Raw genomic sequence first — 21262 nt, forward strand, 5'->3', positions numbered from 1 at the left:
GCTTGGCAAATTTCACTGCACTCTTGAGCCCTTACTTGCTCGCCGCCAAACTGTAAGGGCTATCCGCGGGCATGGTGTCCGCACAGCCTTCCTGGCAAAGTCATTCGTCCGGAAGCCCAGCACTGCTGGCGCCGCAGTCGTTACCTGCCTTCACCGCCGCCCTGTCCGGGGTCCACGCTTCATCCCGAACTGAGACCCATACCGGCCGACATCCGTCGACCGGTACCCTGAACCCAGGCACATCCACTTTGCCCACGCCGTCGACTTCACCCTGAAGTACGACGCGGCTTTTTCGCGCCTGTCCGTGACCGAAGCATTGGTCACCGTCATGCCTTTGCCATCCCACTGGGGAGCACGCCTCCCCCGGGGATCGGTGTGTTCCCCGTTTTTCTTTGGAGAACACCCATGGCCCGCCGTTCCACCGCGCCATCCCTATGGCTGCCCGGATTCGATCCGGACGAGCCCGTGTCCCCTATCCTGCCAGAACTGGCAACCCCCATCTACGTTTCCTCGGTGGCAACGCCCCTGGCGGAATGCATTGAAGCGTCTCAGATTGAGACACCCGAACCCGCCGTAGTCGCCCGCGCCAGTTGGCGCACGACCAGCCAGGTCGTCGAGGCCGCACCGCGCCTCCTGTGGCCGCGCCTCACCAGTGCCGGCCGGCTCTATCCGGTCGGTGCCGTTGCGAAGTTCGAGGCCAATCTGGTGGCCATCGACACCCTGCAACGGATCGAGAACGAAAACCGCGCCCCCGCTGCGGAAGAGCGCCAGGCCCTCCAGCGCTACACCGGCTGGGGCGGTCTGCCGGCGAGCTTCAACCTCGACACCGACGAGCCCGCCTGGGCCGAACGTGCCCGCCGCTTGCAGGACCTGCTGCTGACCGAGGATTATGCCTCCGCGCGTGCCTCCGTGAACAACAGCCACTACACCGAGATCCACGTGATCGAAGCCATGTGGCAGGCGATACGTGGTTTCGGCTTCAGCGGTGGCCGCGTGCTCGAACCCGCTGCCGGCATCGGCCATTTCATCGGCGCCATGCCGGCGGAGCTGGCCGATCGCAGCAGCGTCACCGCCATCGAGATCGACCGCCTTTCGGGTCGCATCCTGCAGGCGCTCTACGGCGCCGCCGGCGTGGACGCAAGGGTTGCCCCTTTCGAGAAAACGCCCCTGCCCGAGAACTGGTTCGACCTGGTGATCGGCAACGTCCCCTTCGGCAAGTATCAGGTGGCCGACCAGAGCAACCGGGCCTACGCCCACTACAGCATCCACAACTACTTCCTCGGCCGCGCCCTCGACCTGGTGCGGCCCGGCGGGCTGGTCTGCCTCATCACCAGCAGTCACACGCTGGAGTCCCGGCAGGAGACGGTACGCCGGTACCTGGCGAGCCAGGCCCACCTGCTGGGGGCCATCCGGCTCCCCAAAGGGGCCTTTGCCGGCATCGCCGCCACCGAGGTGCAGACCGACATCCTGTTCCTGCGCAAGCGGCAACGCTCGGAGACGGTCGAAGCCGAGTGGCTGGACATCACCGCGGTTCCGAACGAATTGAGGCATCCCCAGGCGCCGAGCAACCGCTACCTGCCGATCAACGAATGGTACATGCGGCACCCCGAGTTCTGCATCGGTCGCATCCGCAGCGAGAGCAACGGCTACGAGGAAGTCCCGACGGCAGTCTTCGAGGGCGACCTGGAAGCAGCCCTGCTTGAGCGCATCGCCTTGCTGCCCACCGGCGTCTTTGAGCCGGTGAAGCACGCAACGGCACCGCTGCGTGTTGTGGTGCCGGCCGAAGCCGGTGCCCGCCCCGGAAGCTTTCGCCTGCATCAAGGGCGAGTGCATCGGGTCGAAGGCGGCGAACTGGTCGATATCCATGATCAGCTCAATGCCACACAGCGGGCCAGGATCACCGGGATGTGCGCGATCCGCGACCATGCCCGGGCCCTGCTCGATGCCCAGTTGGCCGATGAGAACGATGGTCCGCTGGGATACCTGCGGGCGATGCTCAACGGCACCTACGACCGTTTCGTCGCCAAGTACGGCTGCCTTACGGCCCGGGCCAACGCGTTAGCGTTTCGGCGCGATCCGGACTATCCCCTGCTCTTGTCCCTGGAGCATTACGACGAAGAGTCGGGAACGGCGCGCAAGGCGGCGTTGTTCACCCAGCGCACCCTGAGCCGCGTGGTCGAACCCGACCGCGCGGGCGAGCCGAGCGAGGCGCTGGCCGCCTCCGTGCAGTGGCGAGGCCAGGTCGATCCGGTCTACATGGCCGGACTGCTGGAAGCACCGGAGGCGGAAGTATTGGAGGTGCTGGCCAACGCCGGTCACATCTTCCGGGACCCGATGGACGGAAGCTGGAAAACCGCCGACGACTACCTGTCGGGCAACGTGAAAACGAAGCTCAAGCAGGCGGTGCTGTCGGGCGCAGCGTATCGGCGCAACGTCGAGGCGCTGGAGAAGGTGCAACCGGAGGATCTGCCGCCGGCGGCCATTGAGCCGCGTCTGGGCGCGGTATGGGTTCCGGCCCATGACGTCGAGACCTTCGTCCAGGAAGTGCTGGAACTGAAGGACTGCCAAGTTGGCCTACTCGGCCGAGGCTGGCGCCTGGTCGGTAAAGTATGGCGAATGGGAAGCCCGGCAGAACGTCAAGGTGACCCAGGAATTCGGCACCTCGCGCATGAACGCCATCGAATTGGTGCAGTGCGCGCTGAACGTCCAGGTGCCGACGGTCCGCGACCGTGACCCGGAGACCGACAAGTACTACGTCAATGCCGCCGAGACCTTGGCCGCCCGGGAAAAGTTGGGCCTCTTCAAGGAACGCTTCGCGACCTGGGCTTTCTCGGAGACCGAGCGCCGCGAGCGCTTGTGCCGCATCTACAACGACTTGTTCAACGCGACGCGGCCGCGGCACTTCGACGGCTCGCACCTGAAACTGCCGGGTTTCTCCCGCTGCTTCGATCTGCACCCGCACCAGCCGGATGCCGTGTGGCGCATCGTGCAGTCGGGCAATACCGGCCTCTTCCACGTGGTCGGCGCCGGCAAGACGGCGGTCTGCGTCATTGCCAGCATGGAGCTGCGGCGCCTGGGCTTCGCCCACAAGCCCTGCCATGTGGTGCCCAACCACATGCTGGCCCAGTACACCGCGGAGTTCGTCCGGCTCTACCCCAACGCCTCGGTGTTGATGGCGACGAAGGAGGACCTGGAGGGCGATCACCGGCGCGAGCTGGTGTCGCGCATCGCCACGGGCGACTGGGACGCGGTGGTCATCACGCACTCGAGTTTCGAGCGCATCAAGCTCTCGCCGCAATTCACCGAGGGCTACATCAAGGAGATCATCCATGAAATAGAAATGGCGGTGCGCGCCGAGAAAAGCAACGACCGGTCGAACCGGATCGTCAAGCAACTCGAGGCGATGAAGAAAAGCTGGCAGGCCTGGCTGGAGAAGCTGTCCGCCGACAGCAAGAAGGACGACCTACTGACCTGGGAACAACTGGGCATCGACTGGCTGTTCGTCGATGAAGCCCATTTGCACAAGAACCTCTACCGGTTCACCAAGATGACCCGGGTGGCAGGTCTTCCGCTGACCAGTTCGGAACGCGCCTTCGATCTGTTCCTGAAGACGCGCTACACCATGCAGCGCCACGGCAATGCCCAGCGCGGCGTGGTATTCGCGACGGCGACGCCGGTGGCCAACACCATGGCCGAAGTCCACACCATGATGCGCTATCTGCAGCCCAAGCGGCTGGAGGAACTTGGGCTGCAGCAGTTCGATGCTTGGGCGGCGACCTTTGGGGAGAGCGTGACGGCGCTGGAAATCGCGCCGGACGGCAGCGGCTACCGCATGCACACGCGCTTCGCGCGCTTCATCAACGTGCCCGAGCTGATGGCGGTGTTCGGCGAAGTGGCCGACATCCGCACAGCGGAAATGCTGGATCTGGCGGTGCCGAAGCTGCGCGGCAGCAAGCCGCGCATCGTGGCCTGCCCGGCCAGCCCGTCGCTCAAGGCCTTCGTGCAAAGCCTGGTGCTGCGCGCCGAGGCGATCCGCAACGGCGAGGTCGATCCGAAGGACGACAACATGCTGGCGGTGACCACCGACGGCCGCAAGGCCGCGCTGGACTTCCGGCTGGTAGCGCCGACGGCGCGCTTCGACGAGAACGGCAAGGTGGCCGCCTGCGTGCGGGAAGTCCATGCCATCTGGCAGCGCACGATGGACTTCCGCGGTGCGCAGTTGGTGTTCTGCGACTTGTCGTCCCCCAAGGGCGGCAAGGCGTTCAGCGTCTACGACGACTTGCGAACGCGGCTCTTGGCGGCGGGCATTCCCGAGAAGGAAATCGCCTTCATCCATGACGCCGAGAGCGATGCCCAGAAGGCCGCGCTGTTCAAGGCGGTACGGGAAGGCCGGGTGCGGGTGCTACTGGGGTCCACCGCCAAGATGGGGGTGGGCACCAACGTACAGACCCGCCTCGTCGCCCTGCATCACCTTGACGCCCCATGGCGTCCCTGTGATGTGGAGCAGCGGGAGGGCCGTATCCTGCGCCAGGGCAACCTGAGCGAGGAGGTGGAGATTTTCCGCTACGTTACCCAGCAGAGTTTCGACAGCTACTCGTGGCAGACGCTGGAGACCAAGGCGCGTTTCATCGCTCAGGTCATGGCGGGCGACAAGGGCATCCGCTCGCTGGAGGATGTGGAACTGGCGGCACTGTCCTATGCCGAGGTGAAAGCTTTGGCGTCGGGCAATCCGCTGGTGATCGAGAAGGCCGGCGTGGATGCGGAGGTGGCCCGGCTCTCAACTTTGTTCTCGGTGTGGCGCAACCAGCGCTACGCCAACGAGAGCGAAGTTGGCCGGTTGCCGATAATGCTGGAGTCGCTGGAGAAGAAATTGGCACTGTACGCAGAGGACGCCACTCGCATTGAACCGCAGACCATGCAAAGCATCGCGGTGGAATTGGCGAGGCGCAAGATTGCAGGTCCCGATGCGGTGGGCGAAGCGCTACGCGGCTTGGTGAAGTCGGCCAAGGAAGAAGTGCGCACGGCTAGCCGGATGATCGAGCGGGTCGTCGGCCGCTTTGGCGGTTTCGACCTCGGCATCCTCGCCGCCCGCGGCGACGAGACGCCCAGTCTGTACCTGGCGGGACACTGCCTGTACAACGCCGAGCCCTATCAAACGGGTCCAGCCCTGGTGGCGGCCTTGTTGGGAGCGCTGGAATCGGTCGGCAAGCACCACGCCGATACCGTGGCGCAGTTGGCGACCCGCCGCAAGCGGCTGGAGGATCTGCGGCTGGAACTGGCCCGGCCCTTCGAGCACGAAGGCCGGCTCACCGATCTACTGGTCCGGCAACGAGAACTGCTCAAGCAACTCGACCTGGACAAGGATGAAGCGGGCAGTGCGAAGGCCGACGCCGAAGAAATTCGGCAAGCCGCATGAATCGATTCAACCCCCATGGCCGCAAGGCTGTGGGGGATTTTTTTGGCGACGTTGGATCGCACAGGCTGCACTCTTGTGCAGAGCAAATGAGAAATCGCCCAACATTTCGGCAACTATTTTCCTCCTTGACGAACAGGGTCACTATGGATATCTTTAAGATATCCAAATAGAGGAATATTGCCATGACTGCCCGCGCTGCCGCCAACCAGATCGCATTTCGCTATCGCACGGTCGATAGCCCCACCGGAATTACGCGTGATACCGCCAAACGCCTGGCGGAATACTTGGGTGTGGATGAAACCCAGGCGATACATCAAGCGCTGCATGAACTGGCCGTCAAGGTGCTGCCGCAATACGAAGCCGACGACGGCCCGCTGACTGCCGTTCAGGTCCGTCAGATCAGGAAACACGTCCCCCAAGGTAGCAAGCGCTCGGTACGTTCGAGTTTGTTCGAAGCGAAAACTGCATGACGCCCCAGTGGTGGGGAGAACCTACCGCTGGCGAAATCGTCTGGTGCCATTTCCCGGACAACATTACCCCCCGGCCAAAGCCCCGACCAGCCTTGATCCTGGCGGTCTTTGACGACGATGCACCGCACTTCGAGGTACGTGTTGCTTACGGTACCAGCCAGCGGACGACAACATTGCATCGGCGCGAGTTTTCGATCCTGCGCGATCGTAACCGTGCCGCCTACGAGGCGGCTGGATTGAGCTACGACACCAAATTCGACCTGAAACAGGCCATCGATTTACCTTTTACCACCGAGTGGTTTTCGGTGCCGCCAGCCGCACCCCATGGGCAAACACCCAAGTTGGGCACCCTCCACCCCTCGCTGGTACGCGCCGTACAGGCCGCATTTCAAGCAGCGAGCGAATGAGCAGTTGCACGACTGCCCTCACGGAACAAATAGTCCTGCCGTCGCACCTCCTGACCGTAAACTTCCTTTCATTCGAAAGGCAGGGTAATGAACGCATCCTGTTTCCCTATGGATGGACGGTCCGTAAGCAATGAATGTCTGGCGTAACGCACACCTAAATTCCAAGCGCTTGGGTATGGCAAAAGCAATCATGGCCTTGAACCCAGGCAACGCACAGCGCGATACTACAAGCGCTTTCTGTGGACATCGTGTCTGCACAGCCTTCATCGGCGACTCCGGTCGCCCTGAGGTCCAGCCTAGCTGGCGTCGCAGTCGTCACCTGCCTTCCGAATACCCGACCACCATCGGGTCTGGCCGTTCATTTGGCCGAGAGTACTGTTCAGCCATCAGGCTGAATGTTGTGTTTCGCCGCCGTTCGACCTTCGGGTTGATCGGCATTGAACGAAGGCCCTGTTCGCAAGAACCGTAGGCCGTCATCCTGCACATGCCGGCTGGCATGTCCTGAGCCGCTCTGCCGATCCGGGCGGAGCATCCCGAACGGGGAACCCCAAGTTCCCCGCCAGGGATCGGTGTTCCCTTTCATTCCCGAAGGAGAACACCATGTTCGCAACCTCTGTGACCAAAACGTCGCGTCCAGTTGCCGTGCTATTGGGTGGTTCCGGGTATGCCCGGCCTGCCACACGCACACCGGCCGTACCAGCGTTGTTGAAACCGCCGCCGATCATCCCCGGACAATCCGGCTGCGCTTCCGAGTCTCATGCGGTAGGAGCCTGATGATGCCGATCAGTCTCTACCGCCGGCGCATTGCCGCCACCGTGATTCAACTGGCCAAGGACGATCCATCCCTGGTCAAGGAGGTCATCGCCCGCTTGCGAGAGTCGGGCGAGATCGAAGTCGATGATCTGGTCTATCTGGACCGGATCGCCGACCGCTGGATCGGGATTGCCGAGGTGAACAGCAAGGTCGGATCAGCGTACCCGCGTCAAGCGTGCGGGTAGCGGGATGCCTTTGGCCTTAGCCAGTTCCACAGCGATCTTTTCCAGCAGATTCGGACGTTCGTCGTTCAGCGTATCGGCCCACTGGCTCAATACCTGTTCGATGTCGCCCGGCGTTCGCGCCCCGTCGAAGTCGAGTCCGAGTTTTCGGAAGTCCTCGATTTCGTCGGGCGTGAACCGTAGTGCGTTGCCTGCACGCAGCATGCTGTGGGCACCTTTCATGTGTGAGCGTTCAGTTTAGCAGCGCCACATGTCCGTACAACCCCGGGGAGTCTACCGCTTCCCCGACCGGGGACAGGTGTTCCCTCTGTTCACCGTGGAGATAACACCATGTCAATCGAGAAGTCTCGTCCTCGTCCGCGGCGCTCCAGCTTCGAATCTGAGGAAGAACGTGCTTGGGTTGGTTTTTACCAGCGCGTCGGCCGGGATCCGGCCATCGCTAGCGAAGTTCTGGCCCAGTTGGAGTCCGATCCTGAAATGAAGCGCAGCCATCTGGCACTCTACCTATGCTGCAGGGAATCCCTGCGCCAGCACAAGGCCCGCCAGGCACGGCACAAGCGGATCGGTCAGTTCATCCGCGGGCTTTGCATCGGGTTGTTCATCCAGCCACTGCGCAACCTGCAGACGATGTGGCGCCACGGCAGCGACCTTGCTTTTGAATGCCTGCCCGAAGCAGCCAAGGTACCGGCCGCCGTCCAGGTGCGTCGCCTGCCCCGGAAATCTGGGTTCGCGACGGCCCGCACGGCTTTCGAGCGCCAGGTCACCTTGGCCCCCGCAGCCACCGAAGACCAGGCCTCGTCCGCCGATAAAGCACCGCGCACGGCCGCCTGACCCTTCCGGTCCGGCCTGCGATGTAACGGCTACGGCTGTCGTATCCGGATCGCCGAACGCCCATGCCCGCGCTTCAGTTCGCGGTGCGTACGGCGCTCGCTTCGATCCCACCCATGCGTGCCGATGCTCCCCCCGAGGCAGCCTCGCACGATCAAATCCCGCATTGCCGACCCGCGTTCACCTTCCCCCGTCCGCCAGTGGGCATCGGCATGCCCATCCCCGTCTCAAGCCATGAAAGGAAGCCATCGATGATCACCGTTACCGCAATCCTGAATGCCATCGAAGCCCATGCCAACCGCGCCATCGTCCAAGAGCTTCGCCTCATCAAGAAAGAGGTCGAAAAACTGCGTTCGTCCCTGCGCCCGGATGACCAAGAGCACGCGGACGCCCTGCTGCTGAAACTGGACCGTCTGATATTCGACCAGATCGTCGTCGCCAATGACGTGGTCGTTGAGCAAGTGTTCCAGCCGGTAGCGCAAACGGCCTGAATTACCGCGCAACGACACGCCGGCCATACTCCGGACCGGCGAACCAACCAATACCCCGTGGGGCTCACACCCATGGGGTGTCGGGTTCCACGCCATGTCGAAAGGAACCCGAGATGAACAAGGTCAGCATCAATGCCGAACAACAACTCTATGTCATCGATTGCGGCGAGGGCTATACCTGCTTCGGCTTTGCCAACGCCCGCGACCACGCCAACCTGATTGCCCACAAACTGGACCGAGCCGACCTCGCCTTCACGGATGAGGACTATGCCACTCTCGCTGGTTACGAGAAGTATTGCCATGCCGTCCAGGCTTGGAGCCAATCGCCGCTCACGCGCACGACGTACTTCGATCCAGGTACCGATACCAGTGCCGCCAAGGTTCTGGAGTCCTGTCGGACCCACGAACGAAAGATTCGCCTGATTCTTGGCGACACGCTTACCGGCGAACCCTGGCTGGAAGAGCACGATGTCGTCGGCCGGATTGGCCGCTCGATCGGAACCCTGAAAGTCCCACTTCTGATCGAACCTGGCGAACATGGCGGCAGCGCCATTCTGTGCGCCTGCATCCTGGCCATCGTTGACTGGGCGTCCGGTAATTTCCTGTACCGCCATGACGCTTATCGGGAAGCCGAATTGAGTATCAAACCGTCGGCCGATGCCGAACGCCCCTGGGACGTACTCCAGCGCGAAGAAGTCGTCGCCAGTTTTCGGGATATCGGCCAGGCCGGCGCCTACCTCGCCTTCATGCGCGGGGCGACGATCGAGCCGCGCGTCTTCCGCTGACGCCGCCAAAGCAAGTCCATGGGGCATGGTTCTCGCACAACTCATCGATAACGCTATCCAAAATCGACCGGAATCAGACCGGCTTGAGCATGGCGTCGCTAACAGCCCATTGAAACCCGCTACTTGATGCGAGAAACTAACCAAGCCTAAATTGTAGAAGTCGCGACCCGATCTGACAGTTCCCCGTTTTGACGGTGCCTGATTGTCAGATCAAATTCAGGTTGGTGACTTTCTCGTTCCACGCCTCCTTTCCTGCGATCAGGGTTTGCAGAGGCGTGCGTCCGCAGCACATCTTACCCTGATGGGTTCGCTCGTTGTTGTAGTAGGCCAGCCAGGCATCGAGGTCAGTCTGTAGCTCCTCCAGCGACAGATAGAGCCTGCGGCGGAACGCCACCTGATAAAACTCCTGCAAGATGGTTTTGTGGAAACGTTCGCAGATGCCGTTCGTTTGTGGATGCCGCGCCTTGGTCTTGGTGTGCTCGATGTCGTTCAAGGCCAGGTAGAGCTGGTAGTCGTGGGTTTCCGGCTTGCCGCAATACTCGGTACCGCGATCCGTCAGCATGCGGATGACGCCCATGCCGTGTTCCTCAAAGAACGGCAACACCCGGTCGTTCAACAGATCAGCGGCGGTGATCGGCGTCTTGGTCGTGTAGAGCTTGGCCATGGCGACCTTGCTGTAGGTATCAACGAAGGTCTGCTGGTAGATCCGGCCAACGCCCTTGATAGTGCCGACGTAAAACGTGTCCTGCGATCCCAGATAGCCGGGATGGGCGGTTTCGATCTCGCCATGAGCCAGGTCGTCGTCCTGCTTTCTCTCCAGCGCCGCTACCTGAGCATCGGTCAGCAGGATGCCTTGCTCGGCCACCTGCTTCTCCAGGGCTGATAACCGCTGTTTGAAGGAGGCCAAGTCGTTTCGCAGCCAGATGGAGCGAACGCCGGACGGCGAAACAAAAATACCGCGCTGGCGCAGTTCGTTACTGGTTCGCACTTGCCCATGCGCGGGTTGCTCGGTGGCGTAGGCCAGCACCGCCGTTTCCGTGGCTTCTTCCACCCGGTTCTTCGGGTTCGGTTTGCGCCGGTTGCCATCGAACAAGGCTTCGACGCCACCTTCGGCGACGGCATTCTGGTAGCGATAGAAGGTGTCGCGGGACAGGCCCATTACCTTGCACGCTTTCGAGACGTTGCCCAACTCGGTGGCCAGATTCAGCAGGCCGATCTTGTGACGAATGACATTCTGGTTAAGACTACTCATGGGGTTACTCCTTGGCGCTCGCGCGCCGTTTAGATAAAGATTCGCACCTCTATCAAAACGGGTAACCCCACCCCTTGGCAAGGCCCTGCTGTCAGATCAAGTCTGAACTTCTACACCTAAATGCATTCCGTAGTGGAATGTCACCCGGTTTCTGGCCGGCGTCGCAGTCGATACCTGCCTCACTCGTCTTGCCGACTGTTACTTGTACATTCGTCCGTACCTTCATCCCAAACGGGGACCTCGTCCCCGTCGGGATCGGCGTTCCCGCTTTTCCAATTTATTGAGGAGAACGCCATGAATATGTCCGTCCTGTCCCGCGCCGACCTCGTCCGCGAATTACTCGCGCCCGCAGTTTGCGCATCGAGTGCCATCCCCTTGCATGTCAGCGATGCCGTTGCACCCATCGCCATGAACGACATGGCCGATAGCGTACTGGCCCACCGCCTGGGTGTGGCGCGTGAACTGCTGTTGCGTGACTTGTGCGAGCAGATGAGTAACAGCCCGGTAATGTCCTCACCGCAAGTTCTGCGCGACTGGCTACGCCTGCACTGCGCAGGCCTTCAACATGAGGTGTTCCTAGTGCTTTACCTGGATGCCCACCATCGCCTGATCGAGGCTGAAGAACTGTTCCGCGGAACCCTGACCCAGACCTCAGTCTATCCCCGGGAAGTGGTCAAGGGAGCCCTGACTCGAAATGCTGCGGCGCTGGCCTTGGCCCACAATCACCCCTCGGGCGAAGCCGAGCCCTCGCGGGCCGATGAACTGCTGACGCAAACCCTGAAGTCGGCACTGGGCCTGGTGGACGTACGGATCATCGACCATTTCATCGTGGCCGGTGACAAAGTCGTTTCGTTTGCCGAACTTGGGTTGATCTAGCGTCATGAGTCGCCCGCTTTCCATGCTGAGTCCGATCCGGAGGCGCTTCTCCAAGGCTCCCGGTCGGACTTCAACAATTGCTTTGTGAATGGAAAATAGCAATGACTTCCACTTCACGTTGCCCTTCTACGCAGGTAATGGCGTCCCTCTGGGGATGCTCGGATGCCTGCGCTGGTTCCGTTGCCGCAACTGCGGCATGACTTACCACCGTCAAACTGGCAGATACTCGACAACCAGGTCGACGCTCTCTCAAAAAGAAGGAGACACGCATGGACAACATTTCCGTGACACACTTGAGAACACTGGCTGAACCCTTGGCCGCAATCTCGCTCTCGCATCTGAGCTCGAATACTCGCCTGAAATTGGCCAACGACGACCTATCAGTCAACGCCTATCCGACCGACTACGGCGGCATCCTCTACGTCGGGGCGCCGCGCCACCGGATCCCGACTGAAAGTGACTTGGCAGCGATTTTCGAGATCGCCGAGTTGGCCGGCATTGTCTGGCTGAAATTCGACAGCGAAGCGGCCGTAATCGACGGACTGCCGACTTTCGAAACGCCGGAACTGGCATCATGAGTCGGCATAACATCCGGCTCATGTACGCGGGCCGGCCCGTTTTGGTGGTGGCCGGCTATGACCGGCCCCTACGCGAACTATTCCTTCAGATATTTCGCTGCCAAGAGAACGTGCGCCCTGGCAAGGACGAGATCATCTACGACAGACTCGATGAGCAGGCGACCATTTCTATAATCGGAGAGCTGGCTGCACTTGTGTCACATTGATACAATTAAACTTTTATGCCAATCCAATCAGGCATCCAATATGAAGCGCTGTGTTGTCGGTATCCGTCGTTCTGGTGATGCAATAAACGCAAGTAGCGGCACGGAAATTCCCACGGTATGGTTCCCATCGATGGCGACAATGGCTGCCGTGCTTTCCGAGGATAACCAGGCACTGCTTCGCGTCATTCGGGATGCCAAGCCAAAGACGCTGACCGAGTTGGCTACGTTGAGCGGGCGGCAGGTGCCGAATCTGTCGCGCACGCTGCGCATGATGGCGGGCTACGGGCTGGTTGAACTTAAACGTAATGTACGTGAGGTGGAACCGGTTGCCCTGGCCACCAGTTTCAAAATTCTGATTGATTGAGGGACAGAGATGACCGGAGCGGCAATGCGAGAAGGCGTGATGACTGAAGCTGACACCTGCCGCGAATTCGTCACGCCCCGACTCGTCGAGTCCGGATGGTCAGTTGCCCCACACGCCATTGGCGAACAGCGCACGTTCACCAATGGCCGCATCATCGTCGCTGGCGGCAAGGTGCGTCGCGGCAAGCAGAAACGCGCCGATTTCCTGCTTTACTACCTCCGCGATTTCCCGTTGGCGGTTGTCGAAGCCAAGGAAATCGGTCTGCCGGCTGAATCTGGTGTGCAACAGGCGCGGGAATATGCAGAGATTCTTGGCCTCAAGTTTGCATACGCCACCAACGGTCATCGCATCATCGAGATCGACTACACCACCGGCACCGAGCGCGAGGTGGATCGGTACGCCACACCCACCGAACTGTTTGCCCGCCTGACGGCGGAAACACATTTGTCTCAGGACGCCGCCACGCATTTGCTGGAACCGTTCAACATCGTTTCCGGCAAGGTCCCACGCTACTACCAGCAAATAGCCATTCATCGCGTGATCGAAGCCATCCTGCTCGGCCAGAAGCGCATCCTCGCCACCCTGGCCACTGGCACCGGCAAGACCTGTGTGGCTTTCCAGATCTGCTGGAAGCTATGGAACAGCCGTTGGAATCGAACGGGTGAATATCGCCGTCCGAAGATACTGTTCCTGGCCGACCGCAATATTTTGGTTGATGACCCGATGGCCAAGATGTTCGCGCCGTTCGGTGATGCCCGCCACAAGATTGCCGGCGGCGACGTGAGCCAGAGCCGGGACATGTACTTTGGCATCTACCAGGCCCTGAGCACGGCCAGCGAAGACGTGTTCCGCCAGTACCGCCCAGACTTCTTCGATCTGATCATCATCGACGAATGTCATCGGGGCTCCAGTCGTGACGAGAGCAGTTGGCGCGCCGTGCTGGACTACTTCGAGCCTGCCGTGCAATTCGGCATGACAGCCACTCCGCTGCGGGAGGAATCCCGCGACAGCTACGAGTATTTCGGCAATCCTGTCTACACCTACAGCTTGCGCCAAGGCATCGAAGACGGATTCCTGGCACCGTATCGGGTTCACCGGGTCATCACCACGGTGGATGCCGCCGGCTGGCGGCCCAGCAAGGATGAGTTGGACCGCTATGGCCGCGAAGTGCCCGACGAGGAATACCAGACCAAGGATTTCGAACGTGTCGTCGCACTGCGTTCGCGCACGCGGGCAATGGCCCGCCATCTCACCGACTTGCTGAAAGGCACCGACCGCTTCGCCAAGACCCTGGTGTTCTGTGTCGATCAGGAGCACGCGGCCGAACTACGGCAGGAGCTACTCAACCTGAATAGTGATCTGGTCAAGCAGTACCCGGACTATGTCTGCCGCGTTACCGCTGACGAGGGCTCCATCGGCCTGACGCATCTGGCGCATTTCCAGGACGTGGACAAGCCGACGCCGGTCGTTCTGACCACTTCCCAATTGTTGACCACCGGCGTTGACGCCGAGATGGTCAAAAATGTCGTGCTAGCGCGCGTCGTCGGATCACGTTCGGAATTCAAGCAGATCATCGGGCGAGGCACGCGGCTGAAGGTCGACTACGGCAAGGAATATTTCAACATCATCGACTTCACCGGCACAGCCACGCGGCACTTCGCCGACCCGGATTTCGATGGCGACCCGGCCCGCATCGAGGAAATCACTGTCGATGAGACAGGCGAACAAATCGAAGTGACCGAGATCGAGATAGAAACGCCGCCGGATGTGCCTGCGATTGAGTACGAACACCCGGAGGAGCAAATCGGACCGGATACCGGCATCCTGATCAATGATCCACCGGTGGAACCGCGCAAGTTCTACATCGATGGCGGCGAGGTTGAAGTCATTGGTCACCTGGTCTACGACCTCGATACCGATGGCAAGAAACTGCAGGTCGTGCGCTACACCGAGTATTCAGGTCGTGCCGTACGCACCCTGTACCCGACGCGCGATGCCTTGCAATCCGCTTGGGCCAACCCGGATACGCGCGCCGAAGTGCTGCGCGAGCTGACCGAGCGCGGCATCAGTTTCGAGGAGCTTGCGGCCAGCAGCGAACAGCCCGATGCCGATCCGTTCGATATGCTCTGCCATCTGGCGTGGAATGCGCCGCTGCTGACCCGCCGCCAGCGCGCAGAACGGGCCAGGCGCCAGACGCAGGATCTGTTCGCTCAATACGGTAACACCGCCCGTGAAGTCCTGGCGCTACTGCTCGACAAGTACATCGAGCGCGGCATTATCCAATTCAATGTGCTGTCCGACCTGATGAAGGTGCAGCCTTTCGACCGATTTGGTTCCCCTTCCGAAATTGCCACGCGCCATTTCGGCGGCGTGAAAGGCCTGAAAGAGGCCGTATCGCGGCTGCAGGCCGCCATTTACCAATAAAGAAAACTCGTTCCTATGGCCAAAACCGCCAAACCCGTCGCGCCCGAAAAGAAACCGCGCGTATCCCGCAAAATTAAAGCACCGCTGACCACCCGCGAGAACTTGTCCGCGCTGATCGGCACGGCGCGCAAGATTCTGCGCAAGGACAAGGGCCTCAATGGCGACGTGGATCGCCTGCCATTGCTCACCTGGGTGATGTTCCTCAAGTTCCTCGACGACCTCGAAGCCGTCCATGAAGAGGAATCCGAACTCGACGGCAAGCCCTACCAGCCCATCATCGAAGCACCGTACCGCTGGCGCGACTGGGCCGCCCGCGAGGACGGCATTTCCGGCGACGAACTGCTGGCCTTCATCGGTCAGGAACAGACAGTGCGTGCCGATGGCAGTAGCGGCCAGGGTTTGTTCGTTTATCTGCGCAGCCTGGCCGGCGAAAGCGAAAAAGGCAGCCAGCGCGAGGTGGTGGCCAACGTCTTCAAGGGCATCCAAAACCGCATGGTCAGCGGCTACCTGCTGCGCGACATCGTCAACAAGATTCACGGCATCCATTTCAGCGCCAGCGAAGAAATCCACACCCTCTCGCACCTCTACGAATCGATGCTGCGCGAAATGCGTGACGCGGCGGGCGATTCCGGCGAGTTCTATACGCCGCGTCCGGTGGTCCGCTTCATGGTTCAGGTCAGCGACCCGCAGTTGGGTGAAACCGTGCTCGACCCGGCTTGCGGCACCGGTGGCTTTCTCGTCGAAGCCTACGACCACATCGCGCCGCAGGTGTCCACGCCGGAGCAGCGCCTGACCTTGCAGCGCGACACCCTGTATGGCCAGGAAGCCAAACCGCTCCCCTACATGCTGGTGCAGATGAACCTGCTGCTGCATGGCCTGGAAGCGCCGCAGATTGCCTATGGCAACACGCTGGATCGGCGAATCAACGAAATCGGCCACAGCGAACGCGTCGACGTCATCCTCACCAACCCGCCCTTTGGCGGTGAAGAGGAAGTCGGCATCAAGGCCAATTTCCCGCCCAATATGCAAACGGCGGAAACCGCGCTGCTGTTCCTGCAATACATCATGCGCAAGCTGCGCGTCGCCGGTGCGCCGGTGCCGGGAGGCAAACCCGCCACCCGGGGTGGTCGTGCTGCCGTGGTCGTCCCCAATGGCACCCTGTTTGGCGATGGCATCAGCGCCGTCATCAAGGAGGAAATGCTCAAGGAATTCCGCCTGCACACCATCGTGCGCCTGCCGCAAGGGGTGTTCGCACCCTACACCGACATTCCGGCCAACCTGCTGTTTTTCGAGCGCGGCGGCCCCACCGACACCATCTGGTATTACGAACTCCCTCTGCCCGAGGGGCGTAAGAAGTACAGCAAGACCGCGCCCCTGCAGTTCGAGGAATTCGCCTCGGCCATAGCCTGGTGGAATACCCGCGAAGAAGGTCCGCAGGCATGGAAGGTGGATTTCGCCGCCAAGCGCGCCGCCGTAGTCGAAGCAGCTACACCGCACTGGCAAAACGCCGAGGCCGAACGTGCGTCGGCACTGGCGTTGGGCAAAGATATCCGTGAGGCCGAACAGGCCATTGCTGCGGTCAACGGCGAAAAAAAGGGAAAATTACAAGAGCGCCTGCGCATGCTCAAAGCCCAACAGCAGGTCCATGAACTGGCAGCCAAGACGGCGCAAGCTCAAGGCGATGCTCTCTACTGGCCAATCTACAATCTCGACCAGAAAAATCCTCACGCCAAGGTCGGCCTCGAACACGCTGACCCGAAAGACCTGATCGCCCGCATGCGCGGCCACGAGACCGAAGTGATGCGCTTGTTGGGCGAGATCGAAGCACTGGTGAATGAGGTGCAGGCATGAGTGATCTTGCGCCTGCCAGCGCCGACTACAGTGGTATGCAAGGCGACATCATCGCCTTGCTCGAAGCCGCTCGCCGCACTGCTGCCCGCAGCGTTAATGCGCTGATGACGGCCAGCTATTGGGAGATCGGCCGGCGTATTCTCGAATTTGAACAGGGTGGCCAGGATCGGGCGACTTATGGCGAGGCCTTGATCCAGCGCCTGTCGGCCGACCTGACCCGCTGCTTTGGGCGTGGTTTCTCGCCCCGCAACATCGAGCAAATGCGCCAGTTCTACCAATGTTGGCCGGCTGAGCAGATTCGTCAGACGCTGTCTGGCAAATTGGCCACTGGCAAGATTCCGCAGACAGTGTCTGCGGAATTGACCTCGTCGCTGATTTCGCAGACACCGTCTGCGCTTTCCGCCGACCTGCCGGCGCTTGCTCAAGCCTTTCCCCTGCCGTGGTCGGCCTACGTCCGTCTGCTCTCGGTCAAAAACGAGATGGCCCGCGCCTTTTACGAAACCGAGGCCCTGCGCGGCGGCTGGTCGGTACGCCAGCTCGACCGGCAGATCGGCAGCCAGTTCTACGAGCGCACCGCGCTGTCGCACAACAAGGTGGCGATGCTGCAAAAAGGCGAAGACAGCGAATCCGGCGATGTGCTCACCCCCGAGCAGGCCATTAAAGACCCCTTCGTACTTGAATTCCTTAACCTCAAGGACGAATACTCCGAATCGGATCTGGAAGACGCACTGATCCAGCATCTGGCCGACTTCCTGCTTGAACTGGGCGACGACTTCACCTTCGTCGGCCGCCAGCGCCGCCTGCGCATCGACGACAACTGGTTCCGTATCGATCTGCTGTTCTTCCACCGCCAGCTCAAGTGTCTGGTGGTCATCGACCTCAAGGTCGGCAAATTCAGCTATGCCGATGCCGGGCAAATGCACCTGTACTTGAACTACGCCCGCGAGCACTGGATGAAGCCTGGCGAAAACCCGCCCGTAGGCCTGATCCTCTGCGCTGAAAAGGGGGCAGCCGAAGCGCATTACGCACTGGAGGGGCTGTCCAACAAGGTGCTGGCCGCCGAATACCAGATGATGCTGCCCGATGAAAAGCTGCTGGCCGATGAACTGGACAAGACGCGACGGGCACTGGATGCACGGCGAGTGGGGCAGTCTGGCGAAGACGAGGCTGTGGAATGATACGCAGCCTGAAAGTTCAACTGGGGCACAACAGTGAGACAACATACCGCCCGCTTGTTGAAGTGGCCCCCTTGGCTCGACGCGAAGTAACCATCGACCCAGAGGCCAGCTATACCGAACTCGGTGTCCGCAGTTTTCACAAAGGCACGTTTCATCGCCGCACGCTGAAGGGCGCCGAATTTACCTGGCAAGGCTTGTACCGCATTAACCAAAACGATCTGGTTTTTAGCAACATCATGGCTTGGGAGGGGGCCGTGGCTATGGCAAAGCCAGAAGATGATGGGTGCATTGGGAACCATCGCATGCTTACCTGCGCCTGCGATCCCGAGCGCATTAACCCAGCGTTTCTGGCGCACTACTTCAAAACCCCAGAAGGAATGGTCAAGCTGGTTGGCGCATCCACCGGAACCGTAGCTCGCAATCGCACACTGACCGCCACGTCGCTGGCAAAAATCACGGTACCGGTACCGGCCTTAAGCATTCAGGATCGCATCGTTCTGCACCTCGAAATGCTGGCCGAGAAAGCCCGACAACTCGAAGCGCATCTGGATGCCGCTGACAATGCTTCTGCCGCCTTGCTATTGAGCCTGCATCACAAGTTGGGCTCGGGCCGAACGGTTCGCTTGGGCGACATCATCGAGTTGCATGAGCTAGCGGAGCCTATCAGGCTTGAAGGCCAATATCCGCAGGTTGGCGTCCGTGGCTTCGGTGGTGGCCTGTTTGCCAAAGCGGCAATCACCGGTTCGGATACTGCGTACAAGTCCTTCAATCGCCTTTACACCGACGCCATCGTACTAAGTCAGGTCAAAGGCTGGGAAGGCGCCATCGCGCTTTGTCCTACCGAGCTGGACGGGATGTTCGTTTCGCCGGAATACCGCACTTTCCGATGCAAACCGATGGAGGCCAGCGCCGCCTATCTCGGCGAACTATTCAGAACCGAGTGGTTCTGGTCTCAACTTCAAGAAGCAACCCGAGGAGTCGGTGCGCGGAGGGAGCGCACTCGGCCAGAGCAGTTTCTGAATATTCAGTTGCCCATGCCAGCGCTGGTGGATCAATTAAAGATTGCCGAGATATTGGCCAAACAAATTCCGCTAAAAGCCAAACACACCGCCATCCGCGCCGCCAATGCCGCGCTACTGCCAGCAACGCTGGAGCGCGTATTCCAATCCGGAGTTGCCGCCCATGTCTGACGCGCCCCTGCAGTCCTCGCTGTTCGAGGAAGACTACCTGTTGCGCGAGCTCGGTCAGGTGGCTCACGTGCCGCAGGTGGCGCTGACCGAACTGGTGGCCAATGCCTGGGATGCCGGTGCGACGCGGGTGGACGTGGTGTTGCCTGGCGAGATCGAAGGCACGCTGACCGTCACCGACGACGGCCACGGCATGAACCCACAGCAGTTTCGGCGGCGCTGGATGACCTTACGCTACGACCGTTTGATGCATCAGAGCGCGAATGTCGAATTTCCTGCCGGCCGCCCCGCACGGCCGCGCAAGGCTTACGGGCGCAACGGCGTAGGCCGGCACGGATTGCTGTGCTTTGCCAATGAATATCAAGTCGAGACCTGGCGCGATGGCGTGCTGGCAACATTCGTAGTCGGCACTGAGTCCGGCCAGAGCCCGTTTGTGCTGCGGAGTGAAACGATAGGCACACGCACAGGCAATGGCACGCGCCTTTCCGTGCGGGTAGTACGCAAACTGCCGGATGCCGACGAAATCCTCACCGTACTGGCGGCGCGCTTCATTCACGACCCGGAGTTTGAAATCCGCGTCAATGGCGTGCTGCGCCCGTTTAGCGAGATCGACGGCAGGGTCAGCGAATCGACGCTCGATCTTGGTTCGGGACGCAGCGCGACCGTAATCGTCATCGACTCCACCCGACTCAATCACTCCTCCGTGCATCAAGGCATCGCTTTCTGGGTGCAGCGCCGGCTGGTGGGCACGCCGTCATGGGCCATCGGCCAAGTGGCCAATTTCGATGGGCGCACCCGTTTCGCGCGGCGCTACAAGGTGATTGTCGATACCCAAGGCTTCGAGCCCGATGTCGAGCCCGACTGGACCGGGTTCCGCAGCACGGATGCGGTGCGCGAGTTGTACCGGGTGACCGCCGAACATATCGGCAAGGTCGCCAAGGAGTTGGCCAGCGAGATTGTGGAAGAAGCCTCGGCCGATGCCCTGACGCAAAACCGTAGCGAGTTGTCGGCACTGGGCCAAGGCGCGCGTCTCGAGGTGGCCGAGTTCACCAAGGCCATCGCCCAGGCGCACCCGACCATTTCACCGGATTTTCTGGCAACCGCCGTCAAGGCCGTCATCAACCTCGAAAAATCCAAGAGCGGCGCGGCCTTGTTGCACAAGTTGTCGACCCTGCCGCCGGACGATGTGGACGGGCTGGATCAACTATTGACCGAATGGTCGATCAAGGACGCGCTGCGCGTGCTGGATGAGATCGATAGCCGGATCAGCGTCATCGAGACCATTCGCCGGCTGGCTGACGATCCGCATACCGATGAACTGCACACACTGCACCCGCTGATTCTGCGCGCACGCTGGTTGTTCGGCCCCGAGTTCGAGTCGCAGGAATACTGCTCGAATGCCACGCTGCAGACCGTGGCGCGCGAACTGTTCGATAGCCGGGAGGCACAATTCATCAATGAAAGGAATCGCCCCGACATTGTGGTGCTGCCGGACAAGACATCTTGCCAGCTAACCGGCATCGAGGCATTCGATCCGGCGGACCCCACGCTCACGCAGATGCAGAACATTCTGTTGATCGAACTGAAGAAAGGAGGCTTTGAACTGACCCGCAAGGAGGTCAATCAGGCCGATGGTTACGTTCAGGACATCGCCGCGTCGGGTGCCGTATCCGGCACCCCGTATATCTGCGCCTGGGTGGTCGGACAGAAAGTGGCCGCCGGTGTGGCGAAAGACAAAACGCTGCGCAATGAAAGCCGCGACTACGGCCGCGTGCGGGCCACAACATTCGGGACGCTGGTTGATACCGCCAACCGCCGACTTCTCAAACTGCGCGATGTGTTGGCGACCCGGTACGGCAGCGTTTCAACGGATGCGCTGTTGAACCGTGTCTTTGCCCAGCCAGATCAGGGGAACATCGGGATTTGAACGCGGAGGGCGAACAGAGCGGATAGT

16 protein-coding genes and 1 pseudogene are annotated in these 21262 nt (G+C 60.9%); 15 read left to right on the top strand and 2 right to left on the bottom strand.

Going from position 1 to position 21262, the window contains the following annotated elements:
• Positions 1-405 precede the first annotated feature (405 nt).
• From IPM73_09835 to IPM73_09850, 4 genes and pseudogenes are all read left to right on the top strand, one after another.
• Positions 406-5416: pseudogene (locus tag IPM73_09835) on the top strand (N-6 DNA methylase).
• A 182-nt stretch (positions 5417-5598) separates the two neighbouring features.
• Positions 5599-5886, top strand: a complete 288-nt coding sequence (locus IPM73_09840; protein ID MBK8918330.1) for a hypothetical protein — start codon at positions 5599-5601, stop codon at positions 5884-5886.
• Entirely contained in the window at positions 5883-6293 is a 411-nt protein-coding gene (locus tag IPM73_09845) for a hypothetical protein (protein ID MBK8918331.1), read from the top strand. Before IPM73_09840 ends, IPM73_09845 begins: the two co-directional genes overlap by 4 nt.
• Positions 6294-7069: 776 nt before the next feature.
• Positions 7070-7291 (top strand): hypothetical protein, encoded by a 222-nt coding sequence (locus tag IPM73_09850; protein MBK8918332.1) that lies wholly within the window; start codon positions 7070-7072, stop codon positions 7289-7291.
• On the opposite strand, the gene IPM73_09855 is transcribed toward IPM73_09850, so the two are convergent.
• Positions 7262-7492 carry a hypothetical protein gene (locus tag IPM73_09855; GenBank protein ID MBK8918333.1) on the bottom strand — a complete coding sequence of 77 codons (231 nt, stop codon included), beginning with the start codon at positions 7490-7492 and terminating at the stop codon, positions 7262-7264. The genes IPM73_09850 and IPM73_09855 overlap by 30 nt on opposite strands.
• 126 nt (positions 7493-7618) lie before the next feature.
• Here IPM73_09855 and IPM73_09860 point away from each other — a divergent pair, with 126 nt between their 5' ends.
• From IPM73_09860 to IPM73_09870, 3 genes are all read left to right on the top strand, one after another.
• Complete coding sequence (locus tag IPM73_09860) at positions 7619-8119, top strand: hypothetical protein (protein ID MBK8918334.1); 501 nt, start codon at positions 7619-7621, stop codon at positions 8117-8119.
• A gap of 248 nt (positions 8120-8367) precedes the next feature.
• Positions 8368-8607: a hypothetical protein gene (locus IPM73_09865; protein MBK8918335.1), complete on the top strand. Its 240-nt coding sequence runs from the start codon at positions 8368-8370 to the stop codon at positions 8605-8607.
• A gap of 113 nt (positions 8608-8720) precedes the next feature.
• Entirely contained in the window at positions 8721-9392 is a 672-nt protein-coding gene (locus IPM73_09870) for a hypothetical protein (protein MBK8918336.1), read from the top strand.
• A gap of 205 nt (positions 9393-9597) precedes the next feature.
• Here IPM73_09870 and IPM73_09875 read toward each other — a convergent pair whose 3' ends face one another.
• Positions 9598-10644 (bottom strand): IS481 family transposase, encoded by a 1047-nt coding sequence (locus IPM73_09875; protein MBK8918337.1) that lies wholly within the window; start codon positions 10642-10644, stop codon positions 9598-9600.
• Between the two features lie 294 nt (positions 10645-10938).
• Between IPM73_09875 and radC the strand changes: the two genes are divergently transcribed.
• The 8 genes from radC to IPM73_09915 all read left to right on the top strand — a co-directional run bounded on the left by radC (position 10939) and on the right by IPM73_09915 (position 21235).
• A complete protein-coding gene (gene radC / locus IPM73_09880; protein ID MBK8918338.1) occupies positions 10939-11520 on the top strand; it encodes a DNA repair protein RadC in 582 nt (193 codons plus the stop codon).
• A gap of 269 nt (positions 11521-11789) precedes the next feature.
• Positions 11790-12098, top strand: a complete 309-nt coding sequence (locus IPM73_09885) for a hypothetical protein (GenBank protein ID MBK8918339.1) — start codon at positions 11790-11792, stop codon at positions 12096-12098.
• Positions 12099-12344: 246 nt separating this feature from the next.
• Positions 12345-12668: a transcriptional regulator gene (locus tag IPM73_09890; protein ID MBK8918340.1), complete on the top strand. Its 324-nt coding sequence runs from the start codon at positions 12345-12347 to the stop codon at positions 12666-12668.
• Positions 12669-12707: 39 nt separating this feature from the next.
• A complete protein-coding gene (locus IPM73_09895) occupies positions 12708-15092 on the top strand; it encodes a DEAD/DEAH box helicase family protein (GenBank protein ID MBK8918341.1) in 2385 nt (794 codons plus the stop codon).
• 15 nt (positions 15093-15107) lie between these two features.
• Positions 15108-16943, top strand: coding sequence for an SAM-dependent DNA methyltransferase (locus IPM73_09900; GenBank protein ID MBK8918342.1), 1836 nt, complete (start codon positions 15108-15110; stop codon positions 16941-16943).
• On the top strand, positions 16940-18121 hold the full coding sequence (locus IPM73_09905; GenBank protein MBK8918343.1) for a DUF1016 family protein: 1182 nt from the start codon (positions 16940-16942) through the stop codon (positions 18119-18121). The genes IPM73_09900 and IPM73_09905 overlap by 4 nt, the downstream gene beginning before the upstream one ends.
• Positions 18118-19311 carry a restriction endonuclease subunit S gene (locus tag IPM73_09910; GenBank protein MBK8918344.1) on the top strand — a complete coding sequence of 398 codons (1194 nt, stop codon included), beginning with the start codon at positions 18118-18120 and terminating at the stop codon, positions 19309-19311. The genes IPM73_09905 and IPM73_09910 overlap by 4 nt, the downstream gene beginning before the upstream one ends.
• Positions 19304-21235: an ATP-binding protein gene (locus IPM73_09915; protein MBK8918345.1), complete on the top strand. Its 1932-nt coding sequence runs from the start codon at positions 19304-19306 to the stop codon at positions 21233-21235. The genes IPM73_09910 and IPM73_09915 overlap by 8 nt, the downstream gene beginning before the upstream one ends.
• The last annotated feature ends 27 nt before the right edge of the window (positions 21236-21262 follow it).

This window comes from Betaproteobacteria bacterium, from assembly GCA_016720065.1.
Lineage (GTDB): Bacteria > Pseudomonadota > Gammaproteobacteria > Burkholderiales > Rhodocyclaceae > SSSZ01.